Here is a 26,016-nt window from a genome sequence, read left to right on the forward strand (position 1 = left end):
CCTCTTGGTTCGTTTGATTAAAAAATACTGAGCTCCCACTCCTGTGCGATATGTTTCAGCAGCATGCCGCCGGTCAGGCTGTTGCCGTATTCATCAATGGCCGGACCGTAAATGCCGATGCCGCAGCCGTTATGAAAAGGCTGTTCTCTTCTGGCGCTTGGGGGAACCAATGCCATAATGCCGCCGGATACCCCGCTTTTGGCGGGGACGCCGACGAAAGCCGCATATTTGCCTGACGCATTGTACATCCCGCACGTCAGCATCAGGGCTTTGGCGAGTTTTGCGACATCTTTCGGAATGACCTGTTCCCGTCGGATCGGATGGTAGCCGTCATGCGCAAGTATCAATCCGATTAAAGCGATGTCCTCAGTTGTACCCTCCATGGCGCACTGCTTTAAATACACTTCAAGCGTTTCTTCCACATCCGCCTCGAGAAAGTTCGTTTCTTTTAAATAGTAGGCGAGCGCTCTGTTCCGATGCGCGGTCTGCCATTCAGAACGGAAGACTTCCTCGTGAATGTGAGGGCGTTTTCCTATTAATTTTTCAAAAACGGAAAAGAGATATTCTAATTTATCATGCGCCGTTTCACCCGGAAGCAGCGAGGCGACGGTAATGGCGCCGGCATTGATCATCGGGTTGAAGGGCTTCCCGGGTTTATGGATTTCAAGCCGGATGATAGAATTAAACGCATCACCCGTCGGTTCCACGTCCACACGATCCAGCACGTAAGAAATGCCTCTGTTCATGCAGGCGGCAATAAAGCTGATGACTTTTGAGATGCTCTGCAATGTGAACGGGACATTCCATTCACCGGCATGAATCATTGAGCCATCCGGCTCTAATATGCAAATGCCCAGCTGAGAGTCGTTGATTTCTCCGAGGGCGGGTATATAATTTGCGCTTTTTCCATTGACGGAAAACGGTCGGTAATGCTCGACCCAATCTTGTAAAAGTGAAGCCAGTTCCTCTTTTTCAAGGCGCTCTCTGACCATATCTTTCATAACATTCCTCCTCTATTGCAAGCCTGTCCGAAGCGGAAACCGGTCTTGGAAAACGTTTTCAAAAGTAGCTTGTTCCATGTTAATGTATAATGACATCTACAGAATCATACAAAATACGACAAAATCATTCTTAAAATAAGCCGATAGATTTATAAATCAGCCGGAGCGTCCCGCCATTCGGGTCTAAAGAAATTTGCGGACTGTATCGGTCTTGTTCAAAATAGACAGAAGAAGGAAGTGATTATGATCAGGCTCGACTATTTACTGAAAAAAGACGGCTATCTTTTCGCCCTTATGCTGATCACCGTGCCGCTGGCGGGGGAACTGAAATTTTACCCCCTGAATGAGGTATATCGGATCAGCTTCGGCGCCCCGGCTTTTTTCTTTTTTCTGCTGCTGCTTCGGCATGTGCCGGCAGTATTGTCAGGGCTGTTGACAGGTGCAGCCGTTGTGGCATTCCGGATCGGCCTGGCGTGCTGGGGAGGAGAGCATGCCGGCTTTACGGAGGCTTTTTTCAGCCAATATCCCAGTTTCTTTTTTTACTTTACATATGCCTGCTTGTTTTATGTGCTGAAGGTCAGGCTTTTTTGGGATCGGCCGCTGATGATCGGGTTTCTCGGTTTTCTCATTGAAATTGCGTCCGATGCCGTTGAAATGACGGTTCAGTTTTCCGGCGGCCGGCAGATTATGATGCCGGACAAGCTGGCGGATATTGCGGTTATCGCTGTTTCTCACACATTTATTGTGCTGAGTTTTTTCAACGTGATGAAGCTGCACGAATCTCAGGTCAGGGAAAAACAAACGAGAAAGCAGCATGAGCACATGCTGATGATTGTGTCCAACTTATATGAAGAAACGATTCATTTGAAAAAAACGCTGAAAACGACGGAGCATGTGACGAAAGAATCCTATCAGCTATATCGGGAAATGAGCGGGAACGACCGGGAGCTCGGTAGCCGAATGCTGCGCCTTGCGGGAGAAATTCATGAAGTGAAAAAAGACAATCAGCGAATATTCGCCGGTTTGTCGAAGCTGATTTCCAATGAGAGATTCCGGGATTACATGAATGCCGCCGATCTGGTCGGCATCGTCATCCGAATCAATGAAAAATACGCCGAATCTTTAGGCAAGGACATTCAATTCCGGAGCGTGATTGAAGGAGAACATCCCGATTATCACGTCTTTACCGTCCTGTCGATCTTAAATAACCTGACCGCCAATGCCGTCGAAGCCATGGGTGACAGGGGTGAGATCCGCCTCGCGCTGCGCAGGGCGGAAGGAGAAAAGGCTGAATTTCAGGCGGAAGATGACGGTCCCGGCATTCCGGAAAAAATCGGAGAGGTCGTTTATGATCCCGGGTTTACGTCCAAATACGATGAATTCGGCACACCTTCAACGGGCATCGGGCTTACTTACGTGAAGGAAATCGTAACTGAACTTGACGGAGACATTTCCTTTCATAACAAGCCAAAAGGCGTCATATTTACGATTAAACTGCCGGTGAAGCATTTGATTGCAGAAAGGATGAACTCATAATATGCGTTTTTTTATAGCTGATGATGACCGGGCGATCCGTTCCATTTTAAAACAGATGATCGAGGACGAGGACTTAGGAGAAGTCGTCGGTGAGGCAGAGGACGGAAGCCAGATTGAAGGGCATTATCTCCATTTTAAACAAGTCGATATTTTATTAATTGATCTGCTGATGCCGGGTCGGGACGGGATTGAGACGATCCGGCATCTTCAGGGATCGTACAACGGAAAAGCGGTGATGATATCGCAGGTGGAGGCAAAGGAAATGGTGGGAGAAGCTTATTCTCTCGGCATCGAATACTTTATCCACAAACCGATCAACAAAATCGAGATCGTCACCGTTTTGCGAAAAGTAAAAGAGCGGATTGAACTGGAAACCTCGATCGGCGACATCCAACACTCGTTAAGCCGTCTTATTCAGCGGAATGAGCCGAAAAAAAGCGGGCCGGGGGGGATGCGCGAGAAATCAATCAAAGAAACAGGAAAATTTCTTTTATCGGAATTAGGCATCGTGGGAGAAAGCGGGGCGCATGACCTCATGGCCGTCCTTCACTATTTATTTGAGGATGAACAGGCGGAAAGAAACATCCCGTCTTTAAAGCAGATGTTTACAAACGTCGCCATCCGGAAGCTGGGGCCTGCGGCGGCACAAGCCGAGGTTAACAGGGAAATCAAAGCCTCGGAACAGCGGATCAGAAGGGCCGTCATTCATTCGTTAAACCATTTCGCTTCATTGGGCACAACTGATTTTTCAAACCCCAAATTTGAATATTACGCCTCGAAATTCTTTGATTTCCCCGCTGTCAGCAAGAGAATGAAAGAAATGCAGGCTAAGGAAACCGTGCCGCTTTCTCCGGTTAAAGTGAATATGAAAAAATTCATTCACGTCTTCTTTTTGGAGGCGAAAGATTTACGCGAAGGATCAAAATTTGTCAGCGGAGGCAGCCGGTAAGCTGATAAATAGGGTTTACGTATATAAGGTTTTTGTGTAAAATAATGTTAACTAAAAAAGAACGGAGGGGTCCTGATGGCAAGTCAAAATCCGGTTTTCGCACTAATAAAATAGTGTCAATGTCTCTGCCTTGAGCGCGGAGGAAACCGGGATTGTCTGCCTGAATAAAGGAACCTGAAGTAATAGTGAGGGGGCGGCGATTATGCCGCCCTCTTTTTGGCGTCTTCACATATCTCTTTCTCCCCCGCCTCAGGCGAAGCTCTGTGTCAGTAAATAAGGGAAATGGGGAAACGAAATGACAAAACAAAGGGAAATAGAAACCGTTCTGAACATCGCAAAGGAAAATGGCTTACGGTTAAAGTATGAAGGGGCGGACATAAATGAAACGGGTATGGACTTCCAAGTCGTATTTGCTGAAGATGACAGCGGCATGACATGGGTGCTCCGAAAGCCGCGCCGTCCCGATGTTATCGAAAGAGCGGCTGCAGAAAGCGGCGTTCTCGCGTTTCTCCGCAGCCATGCCGCGGTAGCAGTGCCCGATTGGCGGATTCATACACCGGAACTGATCGCTTATCCGAAACTGGACGGAATACCAGCTGCCGCAATTGATCTGGATAAGAAACAGTATGTCTGGAATATGGAACACGAGCCGCCTTCAGACGGTTTTGTCGGCTCGCTTGCCGCGGCATTAGCCGAGCTGCACGGGGCAGACCCGGATGCGGCCTCCAGATCCGGAATTGAAATCATAAAACCGGATGACGTCAGGCAAAGGGCGGCGGAATCAATGGATCACATAAAAAAAGAAATCGGGGTCTCAGAGCCGCTTTGGAAAAGATGGCAAACGTGGATAAATGACAGTTCGTACTGGCCTGATTTTTCCGCGCTGATCCATGGCGACTTGCATCCTCCGCATATTTTTGTAAACGAAAATCAGCATGTGACATAATGGCAGGCCGCTTACCCTGTGGAAACGGCGAAGTTTGCGCTTCAGACGGGGCAAGAGGAGCATATGCAAATGGCGCGGGACATGCTCGGCCTGACCGATCCGAAAGGTTATTGACTTCCGCCGGATGACAGCGTATGATACATTTTAAAATAAAAGAACGGATGAACAATGCTGAGGAAGAGTAAGTACGCATCAGCGCGCGGGGTTCAGAGAGTCGGTGGCCGCTGTGAACCGATCCCCGTCCGGTGCCGAATGGGCTTCTGAATTGCTGCGCTGAAATGACAGTAGGCGGTGCCGGGATTCTTTCCCCGTTATCAAGAAAGGAGTATTGAAACCGTGTGTTTCTGTACTTTTTGAGAGAATGGCTTATCAGCCGTTAATAAAGGTGGCACCGCGAAAACCTCGTCCTTTGATGGACGGGGTTTTTTTGTATTGTTAAGGAGGTGATGGCCATGGAAAGTGACTGGAGACGGGCAGACAATCAAAAAAGGAGGGATATTCATGGTGATCGCAACCGACGATCTTGAGCTCACGTGTCCGCATTGTGAAGGAACCGGCGAGGAGAAGGAAGGGACGCCCTGTCCGAAGTGCGGCGCGAAGGGCGTCATATTGACCGCTCAAGGAAATACGCTGCTGCATTTTATCAGAAAGCATATTGATCAGTGAAATCAAACGAAAAAGGCCGTTATCCGGCCTTTTTTACGTTATTCGGACCGGGGTTCTAAAAAACGGGACCCGCCCAAGTCTTTTCTCATCAGATAAATATGGAAAAAATATTCTCCGACGGCGATGATGACGGCGGAAATAAGAGCGGCAAACGCCAGTCTTCCCCCGGAAATGCCCATGGACAGCGGCATTCCCATCAGCCAGACGACAAGAAACGCGATTCCGAAATCAGCGGACGCCGCCGTGATATTATTCCATCTCGGAAGCACGTACAAGTCGCCCGTAAAGTAGGAAACGGCTCCCAGCACAATGGTCATCAGCAGCACGTCGCCGAATGTAAAGCGAAAACCTAAGCCGAGTATCAGATACAGAATAATGATGGTCATAATGCCTTTAATGGCAAGCGCTTTAATGTGTTCCATGCGAATTCCTCCTTATGGAAATCATGTTAGTATGTTTCCTCATAACGTGAAATATAAACCCTTTTTTCGTGAACATTTGTTTTCTGGCTTTTGGCTGTCATCACTGGGCCGCTGCTGAATATGATGAAAGGAGAAAATACGGGAGGTGTCATGATGGCAGTCGTAAAAGCGTCGAGCGCCGATGTCGATCTAATGGCAAGGCTGCTCAGGGCGGAAGCGGAAGGCGAAGGGAAGCAGGGAATGCTTTTGGTCGGCAATGTGGGAATCAATAGGGTGCGGGCGAATTGTTCTGATTTTAAAGGCCTGCGCACCATCAGGCAGATGGTGTTTCAGCCGCACGCGTTTGAAGCGGTGACTCACGGATACTTTTACCAGAGACCGCGTGAATCCGAGCGGAGGCTTGCCCGCAGGAACATTAATGGAGAAAGGTTTTGGCCGGCTAAATTCAGCCTGTGGTATTTTAAGCCGCCGGGCAACTGCCCGCAGACTTGGTATGGCCAGCCGTTTGTCGCCAGATTCAGATCCCACTGCTTCTATCAGCCGACAGGTGAGACGTGCGAAAACGTGTACAATACATTTTAATCCCGGGCGCACCGTTCTTAGAATGAACGGTGTTTTTTTAATTTTTTGTGAAGAAAAATAGGAAAAAAGTGTGCTTGACGGATGACAAGCCAAAAAGAAACAGAGGGGGTTTTCTCCCGGCGGGGCAAGGTTTGTCGAAACAATGTGAAAAATGTCTCCCGCCGTCCATTTTTCAGCCTTACAAATCCTTCACACTTCTTCATAGCGGTTTAACATTTCTTTTTTATAATAAGGGCGATCAATGAGACGAAAGGGGAACTGACATGACACATGACGGCCGTTTAGATGAATGGATCAAGGAATTGGAGAACAAAAGTTTTCAGAACAATACGTTTGACCGCCGCGCATTTATACAAGGCGCCGGGAAAATCGCCGGTCTTTCCCTCGGGTTAGCGATCGCGCAATCCATCGGCGCGTTTGAAGTGAATGCCGCTCCGAAATTTTCAAACTATCCGTTCACCCTCGGCGTAGCCTCCGGCGACCCGCTGTCTGACAGCGTCATTCTCTGGACGCGTCTTGCCCCTGACCCGCTGAATGGGGGCGGCATGCCGAAGCAGGCCGTGCCGGTAAAATGGGAAATCGCCGCTGATGAACATTTCCGTCACATCGTCAAACGCGGAACGGAAATGGCCAAGCCGAATCTCGGGCACTCCGTTCATGTCGAGGCGGACGGGCTCAAGCCCAATAAAGTGTACTATTACCGGTTTAAAAGCGGGCATGAGCTCAGTCCCGTCGGCCGGACGAAAACGCTGCCCGCTCCCGGCGCTGACGTATCCGCCATGACGTTTGCGTTTGCCTCATGCCAGCAGTATGAACACGGCTATTATACGGCGTATAAACATATGGCGAAGGAAAAGCTTGATCTCGTGTTCCATCTCGGAGATTACATTTATGAATACGGACCGAACGAATATGTGTCAAAAACGGGAAATGTCAGGACGCACAGCAGCGCTGAAGTGTATACACTGTCAGATTACCGCAACCGTCATGCCCAATACCGCTCTGATGCCAATCTGAAAGCCGCCCACGCCGCATTTCCGTGGGTCGTGACGTGGGACGATCATGAGGTGGAAAACAATTATGCCAATGTTATCCCTGAAAAAGGCCAATCCGTTGAAGCGTTTGTGCTCAGGAGGGCCGCCGCTTATCAGGCTTATTATGAACACATGCCGCTCAGGCGCATGTCATTGCCGAACGGTCCTGATATGCGGCTGTACAGGCAATTTTCTTACGGCAATTTAGCGTCGTTCAATGTGCTTGATACAAGACAGTACAGAGATGATCAGGCCAACGGCGACGGGAATAAGCCGCCTTCTGATGAGTGGAGAGACCCGAAGCGTACATTGATGGGGACAGAACAGGAGCAATGGCTCTTCGGCAATTTAGCCGCCTCAAAAGCGAAGTGGAATGTGCTGGCGCAGCAAATCTTTTTCGCGCAATGGAATTTCGGAACAACCGCCAATCCGATATACAGCATGGATTCATGGGACGGCTACCCGGCTCAGCGGGAGCGGGTCATCAATTTTATAAAAAGCTAAAACCTGAACAATGTCATCGTGCTGACAGGTGATGTTCACGCAAGCTGGGCGTCAAACCTGCATACCGATTTTAACCAAACGAATTCAAAGATTTTCGGAGCCGAATTCGTCGGGACTTCCATTACATCTGGAGGAAACGGGGCGGATAAACGGGCCGATACGGATCAGATCTTAAAACAAAACCCGCATATTAAGTTTTTCAACGATTACCGCGGCTATGTCCGCTGTACGGTGACCCCTGCCCAATGGAGAGCGGATTACAGAGTGGTGCCGTACGTGACGGAGCCGGGGGCTGAGGTATCCACGCGGGCTTCATTCATTTATCAGAAAGACCAGACGGGGATTCGGAAGGTCTCTCAAGCTGCGGTTGCAGGCGGTTTAAAGCAGTCGAACGAGGTGGAAGAGGATCGTTTCTTCGCCCATAACAATGCGCATGAAAAGCAAATGAGAAAGAAACGGGCCAAAATCTCACAATAAGGAGGCACACTCATGTTTTCAAATATCGGCATTCCCGGATTGATCCTGATTTTCGTCATCGCTCTCATCATTTTCGGACCTTCAAAGCTTCCGGAAATCGGCCGTGCAGCCGGCCGCACGCTGCTTGAATTTAAAAGCGCCGCAAAAACACTGGTCTCAAATGAAGAGCCGGACAAGCAGACGGCTGAGAAAGACAAAACGGCAGGCTGAATCCTGACATGGGGGCAGACGAATCCGCTTCTGCCTCTTTCTCTATAAGGAGGATGTACGATTGGATAAAAAAGAAACCCACTTGATCGGGCATTTAGAGGAAGTCCGGCAGCGTCTCATTAAAACCGTTATCGCCTTTCTCGTGTGTTTTATCGGCGCCTGCTGGTTTGTGCAGGATATTTATGACTGGCTGATCAAGGATTTGGATGGCAGGCTGGCCGTTTTAGGGCCGAGCGAGATTTTATGGGTGTATATGATGATTGCGGGAATATGCGCCCTTACGGCAGCGATTCCGGTTGCGGCCTTTCAGCTCTGGCGTTTTACGGCGCCGGCTTTGACCCCGTTTGAACGCCGCGCCGCTTTGCTTTACATTCCGGGGCTTTCGGTTTTGTTTATCATCGGAATTTCCTTCGGGTATTTTGTGCTGTTTCCGATTGTGCTCGGATTTTTAACACAATTGTCCGCCGGCCATTTTGACATGGTATTTACGGCGGACAAGTATTTTACCTTTATGCTGAATCTTACATTGCCGTTCGGATTTTTATTTGAAATGCCTCTGGCCGTCATGTTTCTGACACGGCTCGGAATCGTGAATCCAACCCGGCTGGCAAAGGCGCGGAAGCTTTCGTATTTTGTGCTGATCGTCGTCTCTGTGCTGATTACGCCTCCGGATTTTATGTCTGACTTTCTCGTCATGATTCCGCTGCTCGTCCTCTATGAAATCAGTGTGACGCTGTCCCGCATCGTTTACCGGAAGAAATGGGCCGAGGCGCCGTCTGCAGCTTAGTGAAGTTCGCCTCCGCCGGTCTCAATATCGTCCTCATGCGCCGCGGCGGTCACCGCGGCGATTTTGAGCGCTTTTGTCACGAGATCCAGGCTGAGGCTCGGCGCAGACTTCTGCAAAGTTTGCTCCGGAATGTACGGGATGTGTATAAACCCGCCGCGGATGTGGGGATGATGGCAGGCGATTTCATCCATCAGGCCGTAAAAGAGATGATTGCATACAAACGTCCCCGCCGTGTAGGATACAGCCGCGGGAATGCCTTCCTTTTTGATTTCCTCAACGATCCGTTTGATCGGAAGGCCGGTCCAATAGGCCGCGGGACCGTCTTGAGAAATGTTTTCCCCGACAGGCTGGTTTCCTTCGTTATCCGGTATGCGCGCCTCATTGAGATTGATCGCGACCCGTTCCGGCGTGATCTGCATTCTGCCGCCTGCCTGTCCGACACAGATGATAATGTCAGGCTGATGCTTTTTGATCGCCTCGCGCAGTACGGCAAGAGACTTATAAAAAACGGTCGGCACTTGTTCGGATACGATAGAGGCGGGGCCCTCAGCGGCACCGTTCAGCCGTTTGACCGCTTCCCATGAAGGATTGACCGTTTCCCCGCCGAAGGGGTCAAAGCCTGTCAGCAATACTTTTTTCTCCATATAAAACCCTCCTTTTCTTTTTACCATACTCTATAATGGACATATATTCCTGCCGAAGGGGGAAACATGTCTTGAATTCGCCTCTGGTGCAATACCGATCTTTATTTCCGGCGCTCCGCACACATACGATGCTCGCCAGCTGCTCTCAAAGCGCTCTTGCCCTGCCGGTTTCAAAAGCGATCAATGACTACCAGGAAAGCCTGCTTCAGCATGGCGGAAACTGGGAAGAAGCCATTGGACGAACGGAGCAGGCAAGGTGTGAATTTGCGAAATTGATCGGCGCCCATCCTGAAGAAATCGCCGTTTTACCTTCAGTAACGGCTGCTGTCTCTGCCGTCGTTTCTGCTTTACCGGATAGCCGAAAGAAACAGGCGGTGTATACGGAATTGGATTTTCCGGCGATCGCCCACATTTTGAAGGCGCAGACTGAGATGGAGCTTTCAGTCGTGCCGTCTGAAGATGGAATGATCCCGTTAGAGCGGTATGAGACATACATATCGGAGCAGACGCTTTTCACCTGTGTGCCCCATGTGTCATATACGTCGGGTTTTGTCCAGGATATGAAGCGCATTGCCGAGATATCCGCAAAGAAGGGATCGCTTCTTTTTGTCGATGCTTATCAATCGGCGGGGCACATCCCGATTGATGTAAAAGAATGGGGAGTTGATATGCTGGCCGCGGGTGCGAGAAAGTATATGCTCGGCATACCGGGAACGGCGTTTCTTTATGTCAGAAAGGAACTTGCCGAACGGCTGAAGCCGAAAGTCACCGGGTGGTTCGGGCAGCAGCGGGCGTCGATGCTGGATTTAACCCGTTTTTCTTATGCGGACGGAGCCAAACGCTTTGAGACCGGAACCCCGGCATTTATCAGCATATATGCGGCACAGGCGGCTTTATCTCTAGTAAACGATGCCGGCACAGACCGCATTCACCAAGAAGTAAAAAAACTCAGCGCATTTGCGTATGAATACGCTTCTGAAAAAGGACTGAATCTCACAGGGCCGCCGTCTGCCGATGACAGACCCGGCATGATTTCCATACGGGATGAAAAAGCGGCGGAAACGGCTGCGCTGTTGAGGCGGAAAAACATCGTATGCGCACCCAGCGGACAAATCATCCGGCTGGCGCCTCATTTCTATAACACGGCCGATGATCTGATCTATGCGATTGATGAACTGGCTGAAGCGCGCGGTATATAAAAAACAGCAGACTCACGGGGAGCCTGCTGTTTTCTTATGAGTGATTCACTTTGACCCGTTTCATAAAGAAGGCGCTGATCAAGCCGATAACAGCGACAATCATCGCGAAGATAAAGGCGTGCTGGACGCCCGCAATCAGCGCGTGAGAGTATGCGGAAGGATCATTCGGGTTTTTCGCGGTGCTCATATAATTCTTCTGCCCGGCTGCCATGATGCTGACCGCCACCGCAGTGCCGATTGCGCCGGCCATCTGCTGGAGCGTATTCATAATGGCCGTTCCGTCCGGATAAAATTCCGGCGGCAGCTGGTTTAAGCCGTTCGTTTGCGCCGGCATCATGATCATGGAAATGCCGATCATCAGGCACGTGTGGAGCACGACGATGAGAATGGCCGTTGAAGCGCCGTTAATGTTTGAGAAAAACGAAAGCACAGTTGCCGTGATGACAAATCCGGGAATGACAAGCCACTTCGGCCCGTATTTATCAAACAGACGCCCCGTCACCGGAGACATAAAGCCGTTTAAAATACCGCCCGGCAGCAGGATGAGCCCGGACGTAAACGCCGTCAGCATCAGTCCGCTTTGTAAATACATAGGCAATAGGAGCATTGTCGATAAGATAACCATCATACAGATAAACACAATCACGACACCGAGAACAAACATCGGATAGCGGAAAGCGCGCAGATTCATCATCGGCTGCTTCATTGTCAGCTGCCTGATGGAAAATAAGATGAGCGCGATCGCACCGACAGTGAGCGAACCGATAACCGTCGGGCTTGACCAGCCGTCTGATCCTTCGCCCGCATTGCTGAATCCGAATACGATGCCGCCAAACCCGATCGTAGACAGAATAATGGAAAGCACGTCAATTTTCGGTTTTGTAATGTCAGACACGTTCTGCATGTAGGCGATGCCGAATAAAAGAGCCAACACAAGAAACGGCAGAGAAATCCAGAAAATCCAATGCCAGTTCAAATGCTCTAACACAAGCCCTGAAAATGTCGGACCGATCGCAGGAGCGAACATGATGACAAGCCCGATCGTCCCCATCGCCGCTCCGCGTTTATGCGGCGGAAAGATGACGAGGATTGTATTAAACATCAGCGGCAGCAGCAGCCCGGTTCCTAAAGCCTGCACGATTCTCGCCGCCAAAAGAAACGGAAAGCTCGGCGCAAGCGCTGCAATCAGCGTGCCGATAATGGAAAAAGCGAGTGAAACGATAAACAGCTGTCTCGTCGTAAACCATTGCAAAAGCAGACCCGATACCGGGACAAGAATACCGAGAACGAGCAGATAGCCCGTCGTCAGCCACTGGACGGTCGCAGGAGTGATATGTAACTCCTTCATCAGGTCAGTCAGGGCGATATTCAGCGCCGTTTCACTGAACATGCCGATAAACCCTGCCGTCAGTAAAGAAATCATGATCGGCATGACTTTATATTGTTTGGAAGGCTGAGCGTTTTCCAAAATCATTCTCCTCTCTTTCTATACGTACATGTCTCTCGTATTTTATGTCTTCAGCAGGTTGGGGATTTGTTTAGAAATATGGAGGATCGGCATTTTGTCTTTTTTGGCTAAGGACACAATGATGCCGCCTTCTATCATGGCATTTAAAACAGTGCTGATTTCCGCCGCTTTCTCATCAGAAAAACCGGCTGATCTCAATTTGCCCGCGAACAGATTCTCCCATTCCTGATAAGCGCTTTGACAGGCCTGCTGGAGCTTTTCGCTCTTTAAAGCAGTCTCGGCAGCCAGTAAACCGACAGGAAACCCTTCAAAGTTCTCCGGACATGTGAATTGGCTTGATAAGTCCTGTAAAAACGCTTGAATGCTTTCCGCAGGATCAGGATGGGCATCAAGGCTTTCTTTTATTTTCATACGGATATAATGGCTCATTTCATTGACAGCCTCAATGGCGAGCTGCTCTTTGCCGTCCGGAAAATGATAGTAAAGAGAACCTTTCGGCGCACCGCTTTCTTTAATAATCTGATTCAGCCCCGTGCCGTAATATCCCTGAAGCTGAAACAGCCTGGTTGCCGCGGCGAGGATTTTTTCACGAGAATCTCCATAGCTCATAATGTTCCCACCTTACTGATTTTTGACAAATTTAAAATATAGTGACTGGTCTATTATCTTGATTTCACATGACGGTGTCAAGGTTTTTTAACGGTTATTTTCTTCGGGAGGTTGCCTGACAAGCGCGTTGACCGGTGAGAGGAAAATCTTCATAAATAAAGAAAAGGAGAGAAAAGAATGAAAAAACAATTTATGCCCTTCATTACATTTATCACGGCTCTGCTCTTCATCGCGGCCGGCTGCTCCCAATCTCCTCAAGCGAAAGAAACACCGCCCCGGATGGCAGCCGCAGCCCCAGCGAAAAAAGACGGACTTCCGAATGTTAAAATTCTTGCCGCCGGCGGCACAATTGCAGGCGCTGCTCCTTCAAAGACGTCCGCTACGGAGTACACGGCGGGGGCATTCGGAGTTGATGCCCTGATTCAGGCCGTTCCGGAGATAAAAGAGGTCGCGCATGTGAGCGGAGAACAGGTTGTGAATATAGGCAGCCAGAATATGAATAACGAGACACTGCTGAAACTTGCAAAACGGGTAAACAAGCTGCTCAAGTCTGATGATACAGACGGCATTGTCATTACACATGGAACAGAAACACTTGAGGAAACCGCCTACTTTCTCAATCTGACGGTCAAAAGTGACAAGCCCGTTGTTGTCGACGGGTCAATGAGGCCGTCCACGGCGATCGGAGCAGACGGGCCGTCCAACTTATATAACGCTGTAAAAACAGCGGCTGCGCCTGATGCGAAAGGTAAGGGGACGCTTGTCGTATTAAATGACAGAATCGCTTCGGCGCGCTATGTGACAAAAACCAATACAACCGCGGCAGACACATTCAAATCGGAAGAGATGGGTTATATCGGAACAATTGCTGATGACATCTATTTTAATAACATCATGACCCGAAAGCATACGAAGGATACAGATTTCAAGATAGACAAACTTGATAAACTGCCGCAAGTCGATATTATATACGGCTATCAAAATGACGGAAGCTATCTCTTTGAAGCTGCCGTAAAATCAGGGGCGCAAGGCATTATTTTTGCAGGCCCGGGAAACGGCTCAATGTCTGATGCGGCGCATAAAGGCGCCGTAAAGTCGGTCAAAAGCGGGCTGGCGGTCGTCCGCTCCACAAGGACGGGAAACGGAACGGTAACACCTAATCGAGAGTATGAAAAAGACCATTTGACAGCTTCAAACTCTCTCAACCCTCAAAAAGCGCGGATTCTGCTGATGCTCGCGCTGACAAAAACGCATGACCCTAAGCGGATTCAAACCTATTTCAATGAGTACTAGGAGAAGAGAACCGGGTGTTCTCTCCTTTTTTTGTTTGCCGTATTAAAGTATAAGTGTGCTTTCGGGAAAGGGGCGTCTTTCTCATTTTTCCGCCTCTTTTTCAATTGTTGAAAACAGTAAAAAATACTCTATTTTTTCCTTTTCTTCTCTAATAAAATGAAAAATTGCAAAAAATTACATAAAAGGAGGAAAGTTCATGAAACAAATCAAAAGCAAAATCCTAGCGATTCTTACAGTCTGCATGCTCTCCGTCATTTCCGTATTTGCCTTCCAGCCGACCGTATCGAAAGCTTCCTCAGAGCATAACCCGGTTGTCATGGTCCACGGAATCGGCGGGGCGTCCTTTAACTTCGCGGGAATCAAAACGTACTTGGCATCCCAAGGCTGGTCAAGAAATGAGATGTACGCCATTGATTTTCTGGACAAAACCGGAAACAACAGACACAATGCACCGAGACTGTCCAATTACGTGAAAAAAGTGCTCAGCGAAACAGGTGCGAAAAAAGTCGATATCGTCGCGCACAGCATGGGCGGCGCCAACACGCTCTATTACATTAAAAATCTTGACGGCGGAGACAAAATCGCAAACGTCGTCACACTGGGCGGAGCGAACGGCCTTGTGACCAACCGGGCGCTTCCGGGGACTGATCCGAACCAAAAGATTTTATATACATCGATTTACAGCTCAGCGGACTTAATCGTCATGAACCCGCTGTCACGGCTGATCGGCGGGAAAAACGTGCAGATTCACGGTGTCGGACACATCGGACTTTTGATGAACAGCCAAGTAAACGGGCTGATTAAAGAAGGTCTGAACGGCGGCGGACAAAATACAAATTAACAGTTTCAAAGCCCCGGAGAATGAGAATATCCCGGGGTCTTTTTTTTCTTCCATATTCTTTTTTCGCCGTAAACCAAGCCCTCTGAAGTTATTTTTGTTAAAATAATAAAGTTATATCAGAATTCGGAGGGTTTATTGTGGGAAAAGTGAAAAGAAATGCCCCTTGCCCATGCGGCAGCGGGAAGAAATATAAAAAATGCTGCGGAAGCAAAGAAGCTGCCATTCCGGCAGACATCGCGGCAAAAGAAGCGAAACAGATTCAGGAAAGCCTAATGGAGTACGCCTTTACAGCACATAGAGACGGCATATCATCATTTATTAACCAGCACGCATTCATTACGGAGCTGGACAGACAGACAAAAGACATCGGAGTCTTCAACCTCGGCATCTGGGGAATTTTCTTCCGTCCGCTGGCAGGCGGCAAGACGATTTTTGAAGAATATCTTCAGAAAAAAGCCGGCGGGATCAACCGCCCGAAAACACGGGAAATCGTTGAATCATGGAAAAGCATGACACCTGCCGTTATGGTGCTTGAAGATGTGAAAGAAGGAATGATTCACTTTGAAGATGTGATGACGAAAAAACAATTCAAAGTGGAAATGGACGTCAGCCAGCAGGATCTTCCGCCGGCGGGAAGCCTGATTCTCGGCTATCCGATCCACGAAGCGGAAAAAGCGGAGTTCTTCATGCAATTTACGATCTTCCCTGTGAAGCGGACCGAAGCTCTAATCAGCAAAGTGAAAAAGGCGGCGGCCCCGGCCCTTGCGGAAGGCAAATCGCCTGAGCGCTTTATGCAGGAAAACTTCGACACTGTGCTGGCCGCTCTTTTAACAACTGCGGAAGAGTCTGAGCAGGCTGCTGAAGAAAAACAGACAGAGTGGGCGAACGACATGGAGAAGGAAACGGCGGACGCCATTGAAAAAGGCCTGAGCGGGGATGAATACCCGGCTGAGCTGGTTCCGGCCGTGATTGATCTGTGGAAAACGTTCTGTGTCAAAAAAACACCGACGATCAGAAAGCCTGAAGCTTTCGCGGCGGCGGTCGAATATTACGTGAACAGCATTTCTCTGAACGGCGCGTCCGTTTCTCAAGCCAAGCTGGCGAAGAAGTACGGCGTCAGCGCCTCAACGATTTCCAGCCGCTATAAGGAAATCGAGGGTGCTCTCACGGATGAAGCCGAACGCTTCGCCGCAGCTCTGACATCTTAATACACAGCAAAAAAACCTTGAAGGGCAAACGCTTTTCAAGGTTTTTTCTATAGATAGGCTCTCAGGCAGGATAATTCTTACCGGTTATCTAATACTAAACAGAGCGATAAAAGGAAGGGAGCCTGAGCCATGGATGAGACACGTACGCTGGGCAGGACGGATTTACGGGTAAAGCGTATCGGCTTTGGCGCTAATGCGGTCGGAGGACATAATCTGTTTCCGAATCTTAATGATGAAACGGGAAAAGAACTCATCCGCACAGCGCTGGACGGCGGCGTCAATTTTATTGATACGGCGTTTATATACGGTTTGGGGCGTTCCGAAGAGTTAATCGGTGAAGTTGTCGCAGAGCGCGGCGTGCGGGACAGCCTCGTGATTGCGTCAAAAGGCGCGCACAAAGAGGTCAACGGACAGATCGAGCTGGACAACAGCCGTGAATTTCTCCGGAGTGAGGCGGAAAACAGCCTGAAGCGGCTGAAAACAGACGTGATTGATTTGTATTACGTCCACTTCCCTGACGGCAAAACACCGCTCTCGCGAAGTGGCGGGCACGTTAAAAGAACTGAAGGACGAAGGGAAAATCAGAGCAATCGGCGCGTCCAATCTCAGCTTCCGGCAATTGCAGGAGTTTAACGCCGACGGCTATTTAGAGGTTTTTCAATCGGAATATTCACTGATTCAGCGTGAGGCGGAGCACGATCTGCTGCCTTATTGTGAAAAGAACGGCATTTCCTTTATTCCTTATTTTCCGCTTGCTTCCGGCTTGCTGACGGGAAAGTTTACAAAAGACACAGTCTTTGAGGACAGCCGAAAGAACAGGCCGCCGTTTCAGGGAGAAGCTTTTCACCAAAACCTGGAGCGAGTGGATAAGCTTCGGGCCGTTGCGGAAGAAAAAGGGGCGCAGACAGCGCATATCGCACTCGCATGGCTTCTGTCGCAGCCGGCGGTGGATGCGATCATTCCCGGAGCCAAACGCCCCGACCAGCTGAAACACAATCTGGACGCGCTTCATGTGCAGTTAACCGAGGATGAGGTTCAATTTATCAGTGACATCTTTAAGTGAAAATAAAAAAAGGAAATAGCCTGCGCTATTTCCTTTCTTGTTGTCAGGACGTTTTCAAAAACGCTTCTGTCAATCCTTCCAGATCGGCGTCTGTATCCAGATACCACTGGCCGCGGGCGTTTTTCTTCATCTCGATTTCTCTTGTAACGGAAGAAGAAGCCGGTTTCAGGCGCATAAACTCTTCCGGATAGACAGAAAGAAGGTGGCTGACAATTTCGTTTTCATCAGCATCAGGGTGCTTTCCGGCATAGTCTTGCACGCGGTCTTGCAGCTGGCCCGCAAGCGGAGACATATCAAGCGGCGTCACTTTTGCTTCAAGGACGGCTTTTTTGCCTGACATGGATTTGGTATGCACCTTGAGCTCCGTGTTATCCCGAAGCGCTGATGACATGGCGTCAATAATAGCGGTAATGGCTTTTGAATCCGCCTGTTCTTGTGAAATGCCTGCTGAGGTGATAAAGCTGGCTTTCGCCGATTCCTGATATGCGGCGGCCGTCATTTTTTCATTTACACCGGTCAGGCGGGTGAAATCTTTATTGTGCTTGCCGTACAGCATCACATCAATGTAGGCGGATAATGCGTCCGCCGGGTCAGGTTTTGCGTTTGAGGCTGTGCCTTTGACTTTCAGTTTATAAGATAAAGGCTTCGCGTCTTTTGCCTGCGGCTGATATACCAATTCATAGGATTTGCCTTCGTCAGCCGTGAAGGACAGATTGCCCGTCACTGTCTTACCCGCATGAAGCGTGCCGCTCTGCAACAAGTCTTCCTTATCGGCCTTGGCTGTTTTTGCGTCATCCTGATAAAGCGAGAAGTCGCTGCTTTTGACGGTAAGCGGGTCTTTGCCCGTATTTTTGACGGTGACCGTTACTTTCAGCGCGGCCGAATGTTCAGTATCGTCTGAAGCGGCCCATGCCGTATCTTTTATTTTCACTTTCGCCGTGCTGCTTTCCTGGCCGCCGCTCGTTTCGCTGCTGCATGCGGCGGTAAATGCCGTGAGAAGCAGAATGAAAAACAAGGCGCTCATTTTTTTGATGGACATCTGGTTTACCCCCTGTTGTTATTAATTCGATAGTCATGAAGACAGACAGGTTAATTATACTAGTTTTGTATAAAAGAGTCTTGGTGGAAGAAAAGGAAGTGTTATGATGAAAAAAGAAGAGTTGAAACAGCTGGCTCTCCGAATCGGAAACGTACCTGCCCGCTATGAGAGTAATGTGGAAGAATACCAGGAAGATGAGGTTCTGTTTTGGTGGGAAGATAAGAATGATCCGGAAGCCGGCATCATGGTCGAATTAGACCGGGACGGAAAACTGAAATACTTATCCCGTCCGGCTTTCCGGACTGATCTGCCGCCTCTTTCGGAATCGGACATAGAAAAACGGATGCGGGCGTTTTTAGAAACCCATCGTCCTGGGGCACTGGCTGAGTTCGAGTTGGAAAACAGCGGCTCCGCCAATGATGGCGATGTGAGATATTCCTATGTTCAGATGGCTGACGGTCTGCCGCTCCCGCTGACCGGGTTTTACGTCGATCTGTCTTTGACAGGGGAAGTAACCGGCTTTTCTTACCATGGGAAGGCCGATAATCTTGTAAGACCCGGAACAATTGCGGACAAGCGGGAAGCATTGGCTCACTTTGTCAAACATATTGAAGCAGAGCTGTTGTTCACCGTGCTGCATCAGTCCGTCTATGTGCAGGGGGATGACAAGCCCCATCTCGTCTATGAAATCGTGTCTCCGACGCGGCCGATATCGGCCGATCTGAAGGAAGAGGAAGAGAATGAAGAAATAGACGAATATGAAGAGCTGGAAGACGACACGCTGCCGTATGTCCCGTTTTCACGCCCTGCACCTGAAGCGGAAAAGATGAGCATCAATGACATGATCGGGCTGCATGACGGTTTTTATAAAGAGAGGGAAACTGATCTTGGAGACGGCCGCATCGGCATTGCCTGGCGTCCTGAAAAAACAAAATCCGTACGGGAAGATAAAAGCTTTGAAAGTCTGTTAAAAGAACGGAATGAACACGTATTGAAAACAAGGTATGATAAAGAATCGGGCCGGCTCACCGGGGTGATGTCATTTATAAAAGTTGAAGGCGAACCGGTGTTTTCCGAGGAAGAATGCCATCACATGGCCATCCGCTTTTTATTCGCCATGTTTCCGGAAGCGGATCAGTATTTCCGGGTTCAATATGATGAGCCGGATGATGAAGGAGAAAACGTGGGACTTACATATAAGGCTTGTTCGGGCGGCGTTGATTTGCGATTCGGAGAGGGGAGAATCTGTGTCAGCAAAAAGACGGGTCTTGTCACTTTTTATATGCCGCCGGAAATTGATCCGAAAGAGCTCCAGGAAATCGATCCCGTTCCTTCATTGACATTGGGAGAGGCGAAGGACGCGATCCGCCGGGCCATCAAAGCAGAGCTCGCTTGGGACCGTTGTTACGATGACGACAGATGCGGAAAAGTGTACAGGCTCGTATACAAGCCGGTTTTCCCGCGGTTTATTGAGGCTCATACGGGAGAAGCGATCATGAGTTTAATAGGCTGAAGGTCATAGGCGTTCATCCCGGGGCTTTCACGGGGAATGTGACATTTGTATGAAAAAGAGCCGCTCTGAATACGGCTCTTTTCCCTCTTTGCTAAAAATAGACACATAAAAGGCACTTTCTTCCCTTTAAAAGGATAAGGACGTTTTTATATAATAAAAAACAGTTCTTTTTTATACACTCTTCTGAAAGGATGACCCCATTGCTGAAAGAACATCTGAGAAAAAAAGCGCTGGAAATCGGGAACATACCGCCGCACTATGAGCTTGAAATAGAAGATTATGATGAAAAACAAAAAACGAAAGCCTATTATATATGGAAAGATCGTAACCAGCCGGATAAAACGGTCACGATTGAGCTGGGCGACGACGGATCTTTGCTTACCTATTCACGCAACGACTGTCCGGGTTCAGACATGCAGCTGTCAGACGCCGAATTAAAGCTGACGGCTCTTCGGTTTGCGGCGAGACACCGCCCGCTTACTTTTATGAATTTCATCTTTCAGGCGAAGGAAGAACGCAATGGGTGCATCCGATTTATCTATACAAAAAAAGTGCTCGGCCGGCCGCTTCCCGATTCAGGTTTTTTCGTTGATGTAACCAGGAGCGGCTTCGTCGTGCAGTTTATCTATTACGGGGATAAGGGTGAAGCGCCCGTTCCGGAAACATTCGTCGATCGGGAAAAAGTCGTCTCGCATTATATGAGTGTGCTGACATTCAGTCTCGTCTATGATGTGGTCAATTTTGAGAAAATACCGCGTCTCGTCTATGAACCGATTCTGCCGGCTTACAGCTATCCGGCCGGTGAAGATGATATCGTGCCGGATCAGCAGCTTTGCGAAGACAGGAATGAGCCGGCAAAACCGCTTCCCGCGTTTGAACATAAACGGGAAATCAGCCTGGATGAATTAATGGGGTTTACCGCGGATATGGTTCAGACGCGCCGGCGCGATCTCGGGGATGAGATCGGAACGACATGGCGGAAAGGGTCGGTTCCGGAACGGAAAGATTTGAGTATCGAAAGCTATTTTGAAAGCAGCAACAAAAATACAATGAAGATGAAAACGGACAAAAAGACAGGGAAAATGACAGCCTTTAAATCTTTTATTGAGCATCAAGGCCCGGCCTTTTATTCTGCGGAAGAGTGTGAGGCCGTCGCGCTTCAATTTTTATACAAGCTTTATCCGAGAGCGGACGAGTTTTTTAAAATGAACCCGCTGAAAACGGACGGAAGGGGCAGGTTCCGCTTCCATTTTTCCATATGGCATCAGGATATTCCGCTGCGGTTCGGCGCTGCGAGAATACTTGTCAGTCCCGTAACGGGGCTTGTGGAAGCTTACATGGCGCCTGACATTGACCCGGAGCAGCTGGAGAAGATCAATCCGGTGCCGGCCGTTACTCCCGAAGAAGCAAAGGCCGCTTTTTTATCCGATTTCCATCTGGGGCTGGAGTGGCAGCGCGATTTTACGCCGTCCGGCAATGAAGGATATAAGCTTGTGTACAGGCCTGTCTATCCTCCGTACATTGATGCGCAAAAGCGAAAAAAGAAAAGGTTTTATTAGCCAGGGATCATTTGTAAATGAGGATAATCTTTAAAGCCTCTCCAATCGCCTCCCCAATCAAAACCGAGCTTTTTGGCAATCGATACGACCTCAAGCCAATCGGGCGTGCCGTTTCGGTTTCCGTCGTACGTCATATCCCAAATCAGGCTTCCATCCTTTTTTTGCAGGGCGAAGTCGATCGCAAGGCCGTAATTGTGGTAAGATTCCCCGCCTTTTGCGTAGGTGACGATATTTCCTTTTTTTGAACGTCCTTGACGGTACAATTCGTTTTGTTCCTCAATTGATCTGAAACCCTCTGTGATAACGACGGTGATGCCTTTTTTCAGAGCGGCCGTCTGCAATAGCTCCGCATTCTGTTTCACGAGCGGATGAAGAGCGTTTGGAATGGCTCTGTCTTGTAATGCCGTCTGCGGCCTCAATTCTTTCTGCACATAGGAAAAACATAGGTCTGCGGAAAAGAAGAAGATCAAAAGCAGCGCAATTCTGACTGATAGTTTCATGGTGAATTCTCTCTTTCTTTAATTGGTTAAAATCTTTGTTTGCTCACTGCCATAAATTTGCTATGATAAAATATAACATAATTAGTAGCCGGAGGAAGGAGGCAAATCTATGAAATCCAAGATTCCATCTGAAGAAGTGGCCGTAAAGATGAATGAATGGTATAAGCTGATCCGCGCGTTTGAAGCCGATCAAGCTGAAGCGCTGAAGCGGGAGATTCAATATGAACTCGAAGATATGGAAGAGAACCAGGATTTATTGTTGTATTTTTCATTGATGGAATTTCGGCACCGCATCATGCTGGATAAATTAAAACCCATGAAAGACGGCGACTGCCAGCCTCCGTTCTCTGAAATGCTCACTGAGATTGAGATGAACCAGCAAAAGCTGACCGGCTTACTGGAATATTATTTTTACTATTTCAGGGGAATGTATGAATTTAAGCAGAAAAACTTCATCTCAGCGATTTCTCATTATAAGCGGGCTGAGGAAAAACTTGAATATGTGGAAGATGACATAGAGAAAGCCGAGTTTTTGTATAAAATTTCTGAGGTGTACTATCATATCAAGCAGACTTTCTTTTCGATGAATTACGCAGGACAGGCGCTTGATATTTACAAGAAATATGAATTATACGGAATGAGAAGGGTGCAGTGCAAATTTATCATTGCCGGAAATCTGATGGACGCCCAGCAGCATAAAAAAGCGCTGGAATACCTCGAATGCGCCTTGGAGCACGCGGAGCGGCTTGATGATCAATATATGATTGCTGCGGCCTATTATAATATCGGGCACTGTATGTACAGTCTGGGTGACTTTTGCAAAGCGGCGGAGGATTTTGAACGGGCGGCCGCCGGATTTGAAGCACACAGCTTCCGGCAGGTCATCCAGGCTGTTTTTTCACTCACGCATATCTACTTTAAAACGGAAAAATACAGTGAAGCCGCCGCCAGCTGCGCGCGGGGCATGAGAAGCGCGGCGGAATGGGAAGATGAGATCTATCTGACGAAATTCCGTCTGATTAAAGAGCTTTATCAGGGGGAAGGCGGACAGGATTCGCTCAAAGAGTATTTTGACATTCTGGAATCAAAAGAGCTGTTGGCTGACACAGAGGAACTGCTTCAGGACGCGGCTCATTTCTTTCATCAACGGGAGAACTACAAAGCGGCATCTTATTTTTTCAGCAGGCTTGTCGGCGTGCAAAAAAGGCTGCAAATGAACAACTACGCATAATGAAAAAAAAGAACGAGGGAGCTTCGGTTTCATCGTTCTTTTTATGATCTCTTTTGTTTTCAGCCGATCAAAACCGGGTACATGCTCTGTATTAACATCAGGGAGGAAAAGAGACAATGTATCAGGATTTACAGGGAAAAACAGCAATCGTAACAGGTTCTTCGAAAGGAATCGGAAAGGCCATTGCCGAACGCTTCGGCAAGGAGCGGATGAATGTGGTTGTGAACTACCTCGGTGATTCCGCCGGAGCGGAAGAAGCGGCGGACATCATTGAGAAAGCGGGAGGCCGAGCCGTCACCGTAAAAGCCGATGTATCCTCAGAAGAAGGGATTCAGGCGCTGTTTCATGCCGCGCAGGAGCATTTCGGGGGCGTGGACGTGATGGTCAACAATTCCGGCTTTAACGGAGCCGAAGCGATGCCCCATGAAATGAGCCTGGAGGATTGGCAAAGGGTCATCGACGTCAACGTGACCGGCACCTTTTTGGGGGCGAAAGCGGCACTGAAACATATGCTCGAGCGCGGCAAAAAAGGAACGGTCTTAAACATATCGAGCGTTCATCAGCAAATACCGCGTCCTGAAAACGTGCAGTACTCGGCATCCAAAGGCGGAATCAAAATGATGACGGAAACGATGGCGCTCAATTATGCAGACAAAGGCATCCGGGTGAATGCCATCGCTCCCGGCACGATCGCCACGGAGTCCAATAAGGATCTGGAAGATGAAACACATAAACAGGCCCAGCTGAAAAAAATTCCGATGAACGCCTTCGGCAAACCGGAAGAAGTCGCCGCGGCCGCCGCATGGATGGTGTCGGAAGAAGCGAGTTACGTAACCGGAACGACACTTTTCGTCGACGGAGGCATGACGCTTTATCCGTCTCAGCTGGACAGATAAAAGAGGGGGGAAACCTTCTCTTTTTTGTTTAGGGAAGGATCATAAAGGAAATGGTTCTCTAAAAAACAGGAGGGCCGCAAGATGGCAAGTGACTGGTGGAAAGACGCCGTTGTCTATCAAATCTATCCGCGAAGCTTTCAAGATACGAACGGCGACGGCATAGGCGACCTGCGGGGGGTTATCGCGCGTCTCGATTATATAAAAGAACTTGGCGCTGATGTGATATGGATCTGCCCGATTTACCCGTCGCCAAACGTTGATAACGGCTACGATGTGACGGATCATCAAGCGATTATGGAATCCTACGGAACGATGGAGGATTTTCACGATCTGCTTACAGAATGCCGCAGCCGCGGATTAAAGCTTGTGATGGATTTCGTCTTAAATCATACATCCACGGAGCATCCTTGGTTCAAAGAGGCGGAAATGAATCCGGACAGCAAATACCGCGATTATTATATTTGGCGGCCGGGCACCGCGGACGGCCCGCCGACCGATTGGGTGTCGGATTACGGACAATCCGTCTGGCAGTACGAAGAACATACGGGCGAATATTACCTGCATATGAACGCCGTCAAACAAGCCGATCTGAATTGGGAAAATCCCGAGGTTCGGCAATCAGTATACGAGATGATGAGATTTTGGCTCGATAAAGGCGTGGACGGATTGCGAATAGACCAGCTTCATCTTCTGTCAAAAAAAGAATATTTGCCGCCATATGAAGATTACATCGCCCGCCGGGCCGATCCGAAGCCTTTCCGGCCAAACGGGGCACGGATACATGATTACTTAAAAGAAATGACGAAAGAGGTATTTTCCAAATATGACGTGATGTCAGTCGGCGAGGCCGGATCAGTGACGCCTGAGGAAGGGCTGGTCTACACGGGAACCGATGAGCATGAACTGAATATGATTTTTCATTTTCAGCATATGGAGCTTGATCAAAAGCCGGGCCAAGAGCATTGGGATGTAAAACCGCTTGAGCTGTCCGATTTAAAGAAAGTGCTCACAGACTGGCAGGAAAAACTGGAACATCAAGGCTGGAATACGCTGTATTGGTGCAATCATGACCAGCCCCGGATCGTATCCCGTTTCGGAGACGAAAGCACATACCGCAAAGCATCCGCCAAAATGCTTGCCGCCCTGCTTTATTTCATGAAAGGCACGCCGTACATTTACCAGGGGGAAGAAATCGGCATGACAAACGCTCCGTTTGACAGAATAGAGGATTATCAAGATATTCAGACCGTCAATATGTATCATAAAAGGGTATTTGAAATGGGCCGCAACAGAGAAGAAGTCATGGCGTCCATTATGGCGAAAAGCCGGGACCATGCCCGTACACCGATGCAGTGGGACGGCAGCAAGAATGCCGGATTTACGGAGGGCGAACCGTGGCTCACGGTCAATCCCAATTACAAAACCGTCAATGCGGCCGAGGCTCAGGATGATCCCGATTCTATATTGAACTTTTACAAAAAACTGATCCGCCTGCGAAAACAGTATGCTGATATCATAAAAGGCAGCTACACGCTGCTGCTTCCTGATGACCCGCAGCTGTTTGTATATGAAAGACAGGCAAACGGACAAAAACTCATGTCCATCAGCAACGTATCGAAAGAAGAGGCCGCCTTTTATTGGCCGGACGGCTCCGAACCTGAAAGGGCCGAGCTGCTTCTCAGCAACTATGAAAATGACGGCGGCACGGAATCCCGCATCACATTCCGCCCTTATGAAACAAGAGTTTATCTGCTTGCCTGATATGTGATACGACGTCCCCGTCCATACATGGCGGAGGCTTTTTAGGTAAATCGGATATCAATTTAGAAAAAAAATATC

General features: G+C 48.9%; 22 protein-coding genes, 3 pseudogenes and 1 other annotated feature. Of the genes and pseudogenes, 18 read left to right on the plus strand and 7 right to left on the minus strand.

All coding sequences use genetic code 11. The annotated features are described in order from the left end of the window. Positions 1-17: 17 nt before the first annotated feature. Positions 18-1,001 carry a glutaminase gene (locus NYE50_RS01385; RefSeq protein ID WP_007409011.1) on the minus strand — a complete coding sequence of 328 codons (984 nt, stop codon included), beginning with the start codon at positions 999-1,001 and terminating at the stop codon, positions 18-20. 243 nt (positions 1,002-1,244) lie between these two features. Here NYE50_RS01385 and NYE50_RS01390 point away from each other — a divergent pair, with 243 nt between their 5' ends. From NYE50_RS01390 to NYE50_RS01405, 4 genes and pseudogenes are all read left to right on the plus strand, one after another. Then, positions 1,245-2,537, plus strand: a complete 1,293-nt coding sequence (locus NYE50_RS01390) for a sensor histidine kinase (protein ID WP_063096089.1) — start codon at positions 1,245-1,247, stop codon at positions 2,535-2,537. A 1-nt stretch (position 2,538) separates the two neighbouring features. Further along, entirely contained in the window at positions 2,539-3,486 is a 948-nt protein-coding gene (locus tag NYE50_RS01395) for a DNA-binding domain-containing protein (protein WP_011996260.1), read from the plus strand. A 295-nt stretch (positions 3,487-3,781) separates the two neighbouring features. Next, a pseudogene (locus NYE50_RS01400) lies at positions 3,782-4,546 on the plus strand (macrolide 2'-phosphotransferase). A 48-nt stretch (positions 4,547-4,594) separates the two neighbouring features. Then, positions 4,595-4,845: a binding site (T-box leader), on the plus strand. A gap of 88 nt (positions 4,846-4,933) precedes the next feature. Continuing rightward, positions 4,934-5,098 (plus strand): tryptophan RNA-binding attenuator protein inhibitory protein, encoded by a 165-nt coding sequence (locus NYE50_RS01405; protein ID WP_007409016.1) that lies wholly within the window; start codon positions 4,934-4,936, stop codon positions 5,096-5,098. Positions 5,099-5,136: 38 nt separating this feature from the next. Here the strand turns inward: NYE50_RS01405 and NYE50_RS01410 are convergent, their stop codons facing one another. After that, positions 5,137-5,520 carry a DUF2512 family protein gene (locus NYE50_RS01410; RefSeq protein WP_003156684.1) on the minus strand — a complete coding sequence of 128 codons (384 nt, stop codon included), beginning with the start codon at positions 5,518-5,520 and terminating at the stop codon, positions 5,137-5,139. A gap of 153 nt (positions 5,521-5,673) precedes the next feature. On the opposite strand from NYE50_RS01410, the gene NYE50_RS01415 reads away from it, so the two are divergent. The 4 genes and pseudogenes from NYE50_RS01415 to tatC all read left to right on the plus strand — a co-directional run bounded on the left by NYE50_RS01415 (position 5,674) and on the right by tatC (position 9,114). Further along, a complete protein-coding gene (locus NYE50_RS01415; protein WP_003156683.1) occupies positions 5,674-6,102 on the plus strand; it encodes a cell wall hydrolase in 429 nt (142 codons plus the stop codon). Positions 6,103-6,365: 263 nt separating this feature from the next. After that, a pseudogene (locus NYE50_RS01420) lies at positions 6,366-8,117 on the plus strand (alkaline phosphatase D family protein). 12 nt (positions 8,118-8,129) lie between these two features. Beyond that, positions 8,130-8,327 (plus strand): twin-arginine translocase TatA/TatE family subunit, encoded by a 198-nt coding sequence (locus NYE50_RS01425; protein ID WP_003156681.1) that lies wholly within the window; start codon positions 8,130-8,132, stop codon positions 8,325-8,327. A 61-nt stretch (positions 8,328-8,388) separates the two neighbouring features. Next, positions 8,389-9,114 (plus strand): twin-arginine translocase subunit TatC, encoded by a 726-nt coding sequence (gene tatC / locus NYE50_RS01430; protein WP_089072404.1) that lies wholly within the window; start codon positions 8,389-8,391, stop codon positions 9,112-9,114. On the opposite strand, the gene pcp is transcribed toward tatC, so the two are convergent. Then, positions 9,111-9,758 (minus strand): pyroglutamyl-peptidase I, encoded by a 648-nt coding sequence (gene pcp, locus NYE50_RS01435; protein WP_022552532.1) that lies wholly within the window; start codon positions 9,756-9,758, stop codon positions 9,111-9,113. The genes tatC and pcp overlap by 4 nt on opposite strands. A 71-nt stretch (positions 9,759-9,829) precedes the next feature. Between pcp and NYE50_RS01440 the strand changes: the two genes are divergently transcribed. Then, positions 9,830-10,957 (plus strand): aminotransferase class V-fold PLP-dependent enzyme, encoded by a 1,128-nt coding sequence (locus NYE50_RS01440; protein ID WP_159353735.1) that lies wholly within the window; start codon positions 9,830-9,832, stop codon positions 10,955-10,957. A 34-nt stretch (positions 10,958-10,991) separates the two neighbouring features. On the opposite strand, the gene lmr(B) is transcribed toward NYE50_RS01440, so the two are convergent. Next, positions 10,992-12,431 carry a lincomycin efflux MFS transporter Lmr(B) gene (lmr(B), locus tag NYE50_RS01445; protein ID WP_224988814.1) on the minus strand — a complete coding sequence of 480 codons (1,440 nt, stop codon included), beginning with the start codon at positions 12,429-12,431 and terminating at the stop codon, positions 10,992-10,994. 36 nt (positions 12,432-12,467) lie between these two features. Next, positions 12,468-13,034, minus strand: coding sequence for a TetR/AcrR family transcriptional regulator (locus tag NYE50_RS01450; RefSeq protein WP_007409030.1), 567 nt, complete (start codon positions 13,032-13,034; stop codon positions 12,468-12,470). Positions 13,035-13,211: 177 nt separating this feature from the next. Here NYE50_RS01450 and NYE50_RS01455 point away from each other — a divergent pair, with 177 nt between their 5' ends. The 4 genes and pseudogenes from NYE50_RS01455 to NYE50_RS01470 all read left to right on the plus strand — a co-directional run bounded on the left by NYE50_RS01455 (position 13,212) and on the right by NYE50_RS01470 (position 17,439). Next, the gene (locus tag NYE50_RS01455; RefSeq protein ID WP_159353737.1) at positions 13,212-14,327 is read left to right on the plus strand and encodes a type II asparaginase; all 1,116 of its coding nucleotides are present in this window, start codon (positions 13,212-13,214) and stop codon (positions 14,325-14,327) included. A 196-nt stretch (positions 14,328-14,523) separates the two neighbouring features. Beyond that, positions 14,524-15,168, plus strand: a complete 645-nt coding sequence (locus NYE50_RS01460) for an esterase/lipase family protein (protein WP_016936851.1) — start codon at positions 14,524-14,526, stop codon at positions 15,166-15,168. A gap of 137 nt (positions 15,169-15,305) precedes the next feature. After that, positions 15,306-16,376 carry a helix-turn-helix domain-containing protein gene (locus NYE50_RS01465; RefSeq protein WP_017419344.1) on the plus strand — a complete coding sequence of 357 codons (1,071 nt, stop codon included), beginning with the start codon at positions 15,306-15,308 and terminating at the stop codon, positions 16,374-16,376. A 129-nt stretch (positions 16,377-16,505) separates the two neighbouring features. Beyond that, positions 16,506-17,439, plus strand: a pseudogene (locus tag NYE50_RS01470) (aldo/keto reductase). A gap of 43 nt (positions 17,440-17,482) precedes the next feature. Here NYE50_RS01470 and NYE50_RS01475 read toward each other — a convergent pair. Next, positions 17,483-18,478: a DUF5105 domain-containing protein gene (locus NYE50_RS01475; protein WP_224988816.1), complete on the minus strand. Its 996-nt coding sequence runs from the start codon at positions 18,476-18,478 to the stop codon at positions 17,483-17,485. 106 nt (positions 18,479-18,584) lie between these two features. Here NYE50_RS01475 and NYE50_RS01480 point away from each other — a divergent pair, with 106 nt between their 5' ends. Both NYE50_RS01480 and NYE50_RS01485 read left to right on the plus strand, forming a co-directional pair. Beyond that, the gene (locus NYE50_RS01480) at positions 18,585-19,991 is read left to right on the plus strand and encodes a YcdB/YcdC domain-containing protein (protein WP_159353738.1); all 1,407 of its coding nucleotides are present in this window, start codon (positions 18,585-18,587) and stop codon (positions 19,989-19,991) included. A gap of 200 nt (positions 19,992-20,191) precedes the next feature. Then, the gene (locus NYE50_RS01485; protein ID WP_159353739.1) at positions 20,192-21,550 is read left to right on the plus strand and encodes a YcdB/YcdC domain-containing protein; all 1,359 of its coding nucleotides are present in this window, start codon (positions 20,192-20,194) and stop codon (positions 21,548-21,550) included. Here the strand turns inward: NYE50_RS01485 and NYE50_RS01490 are convergent. Next, positions 21,547-22,050, minus strand: a complete 504-nt coding sequence (locus tag NYE50_RS01490; RefSeq protein ID WP_159353740.1) for a M15 family metallopeptidase — start codon at positions 22,048-22,050, stop codon at positions 21,547-21,549. The two genes, NYE50_RS01485 and NYE50_RS01490, sit on opposite strands and share 4 nt — an antisense overlap. Before the next feature lie 109 nt (positions 22,051-22,159). Between NYE50_RS01490 and NYE50_RS01495 the strand changes: the two genes are divergently transcribed. From NYE50_RS01495 to NYE50_RS01505, 3 genes are all read left to right on the plus strand, one after another. Next, the gene (locus tag NYE50_RS01495) at positions 22,160-23,281 is read left to right on the plus strand and encodes a response regulator aspartate phosphatase (RefSeq protein ID WP_224988818.1); all 1,122 of its coding nucleotides are present in this window, start codon (positions 22,160-22,162) and stop codon (positions 23,279-23,281) included. A gap of 116 nt (positions 23,282-23,397) precedes the next feature. After that, positions 23,398-24,177, plus strand: a complete 780-nt coding sequence (locus NYE50_RS01500; protein ID WP_021495285.1) for a glucose 1-dehydrogenase — start codon at positions 23,398-23,400, stop codon at positions 24,175-24,177. 81 nt (positions 24,178-24,258) lie between these two features. Then, a complete protein-coding gene (locus tag NYE50_RS01505) occupies positions 24,259-25,938 on the plus strand; it encodes a glycoside hydrolase family 13 protein (protein ID WP_094296353.1) in 1,680 nt (559 codons plus the stop codon). Positions 25,939-26,016: the final 78 nt, after the last annotated feature.

Origin of the sequence: Bacillus sp. EU55 (assembly GCF_038005925.1) — a bacterium.
In the GTDB taxonomy this organism is placed as follows: Bacteria; Bacillota; Bacilli; order Bacillales; family Bacillaceae; genus Bacillus; species Bacillus velezensis.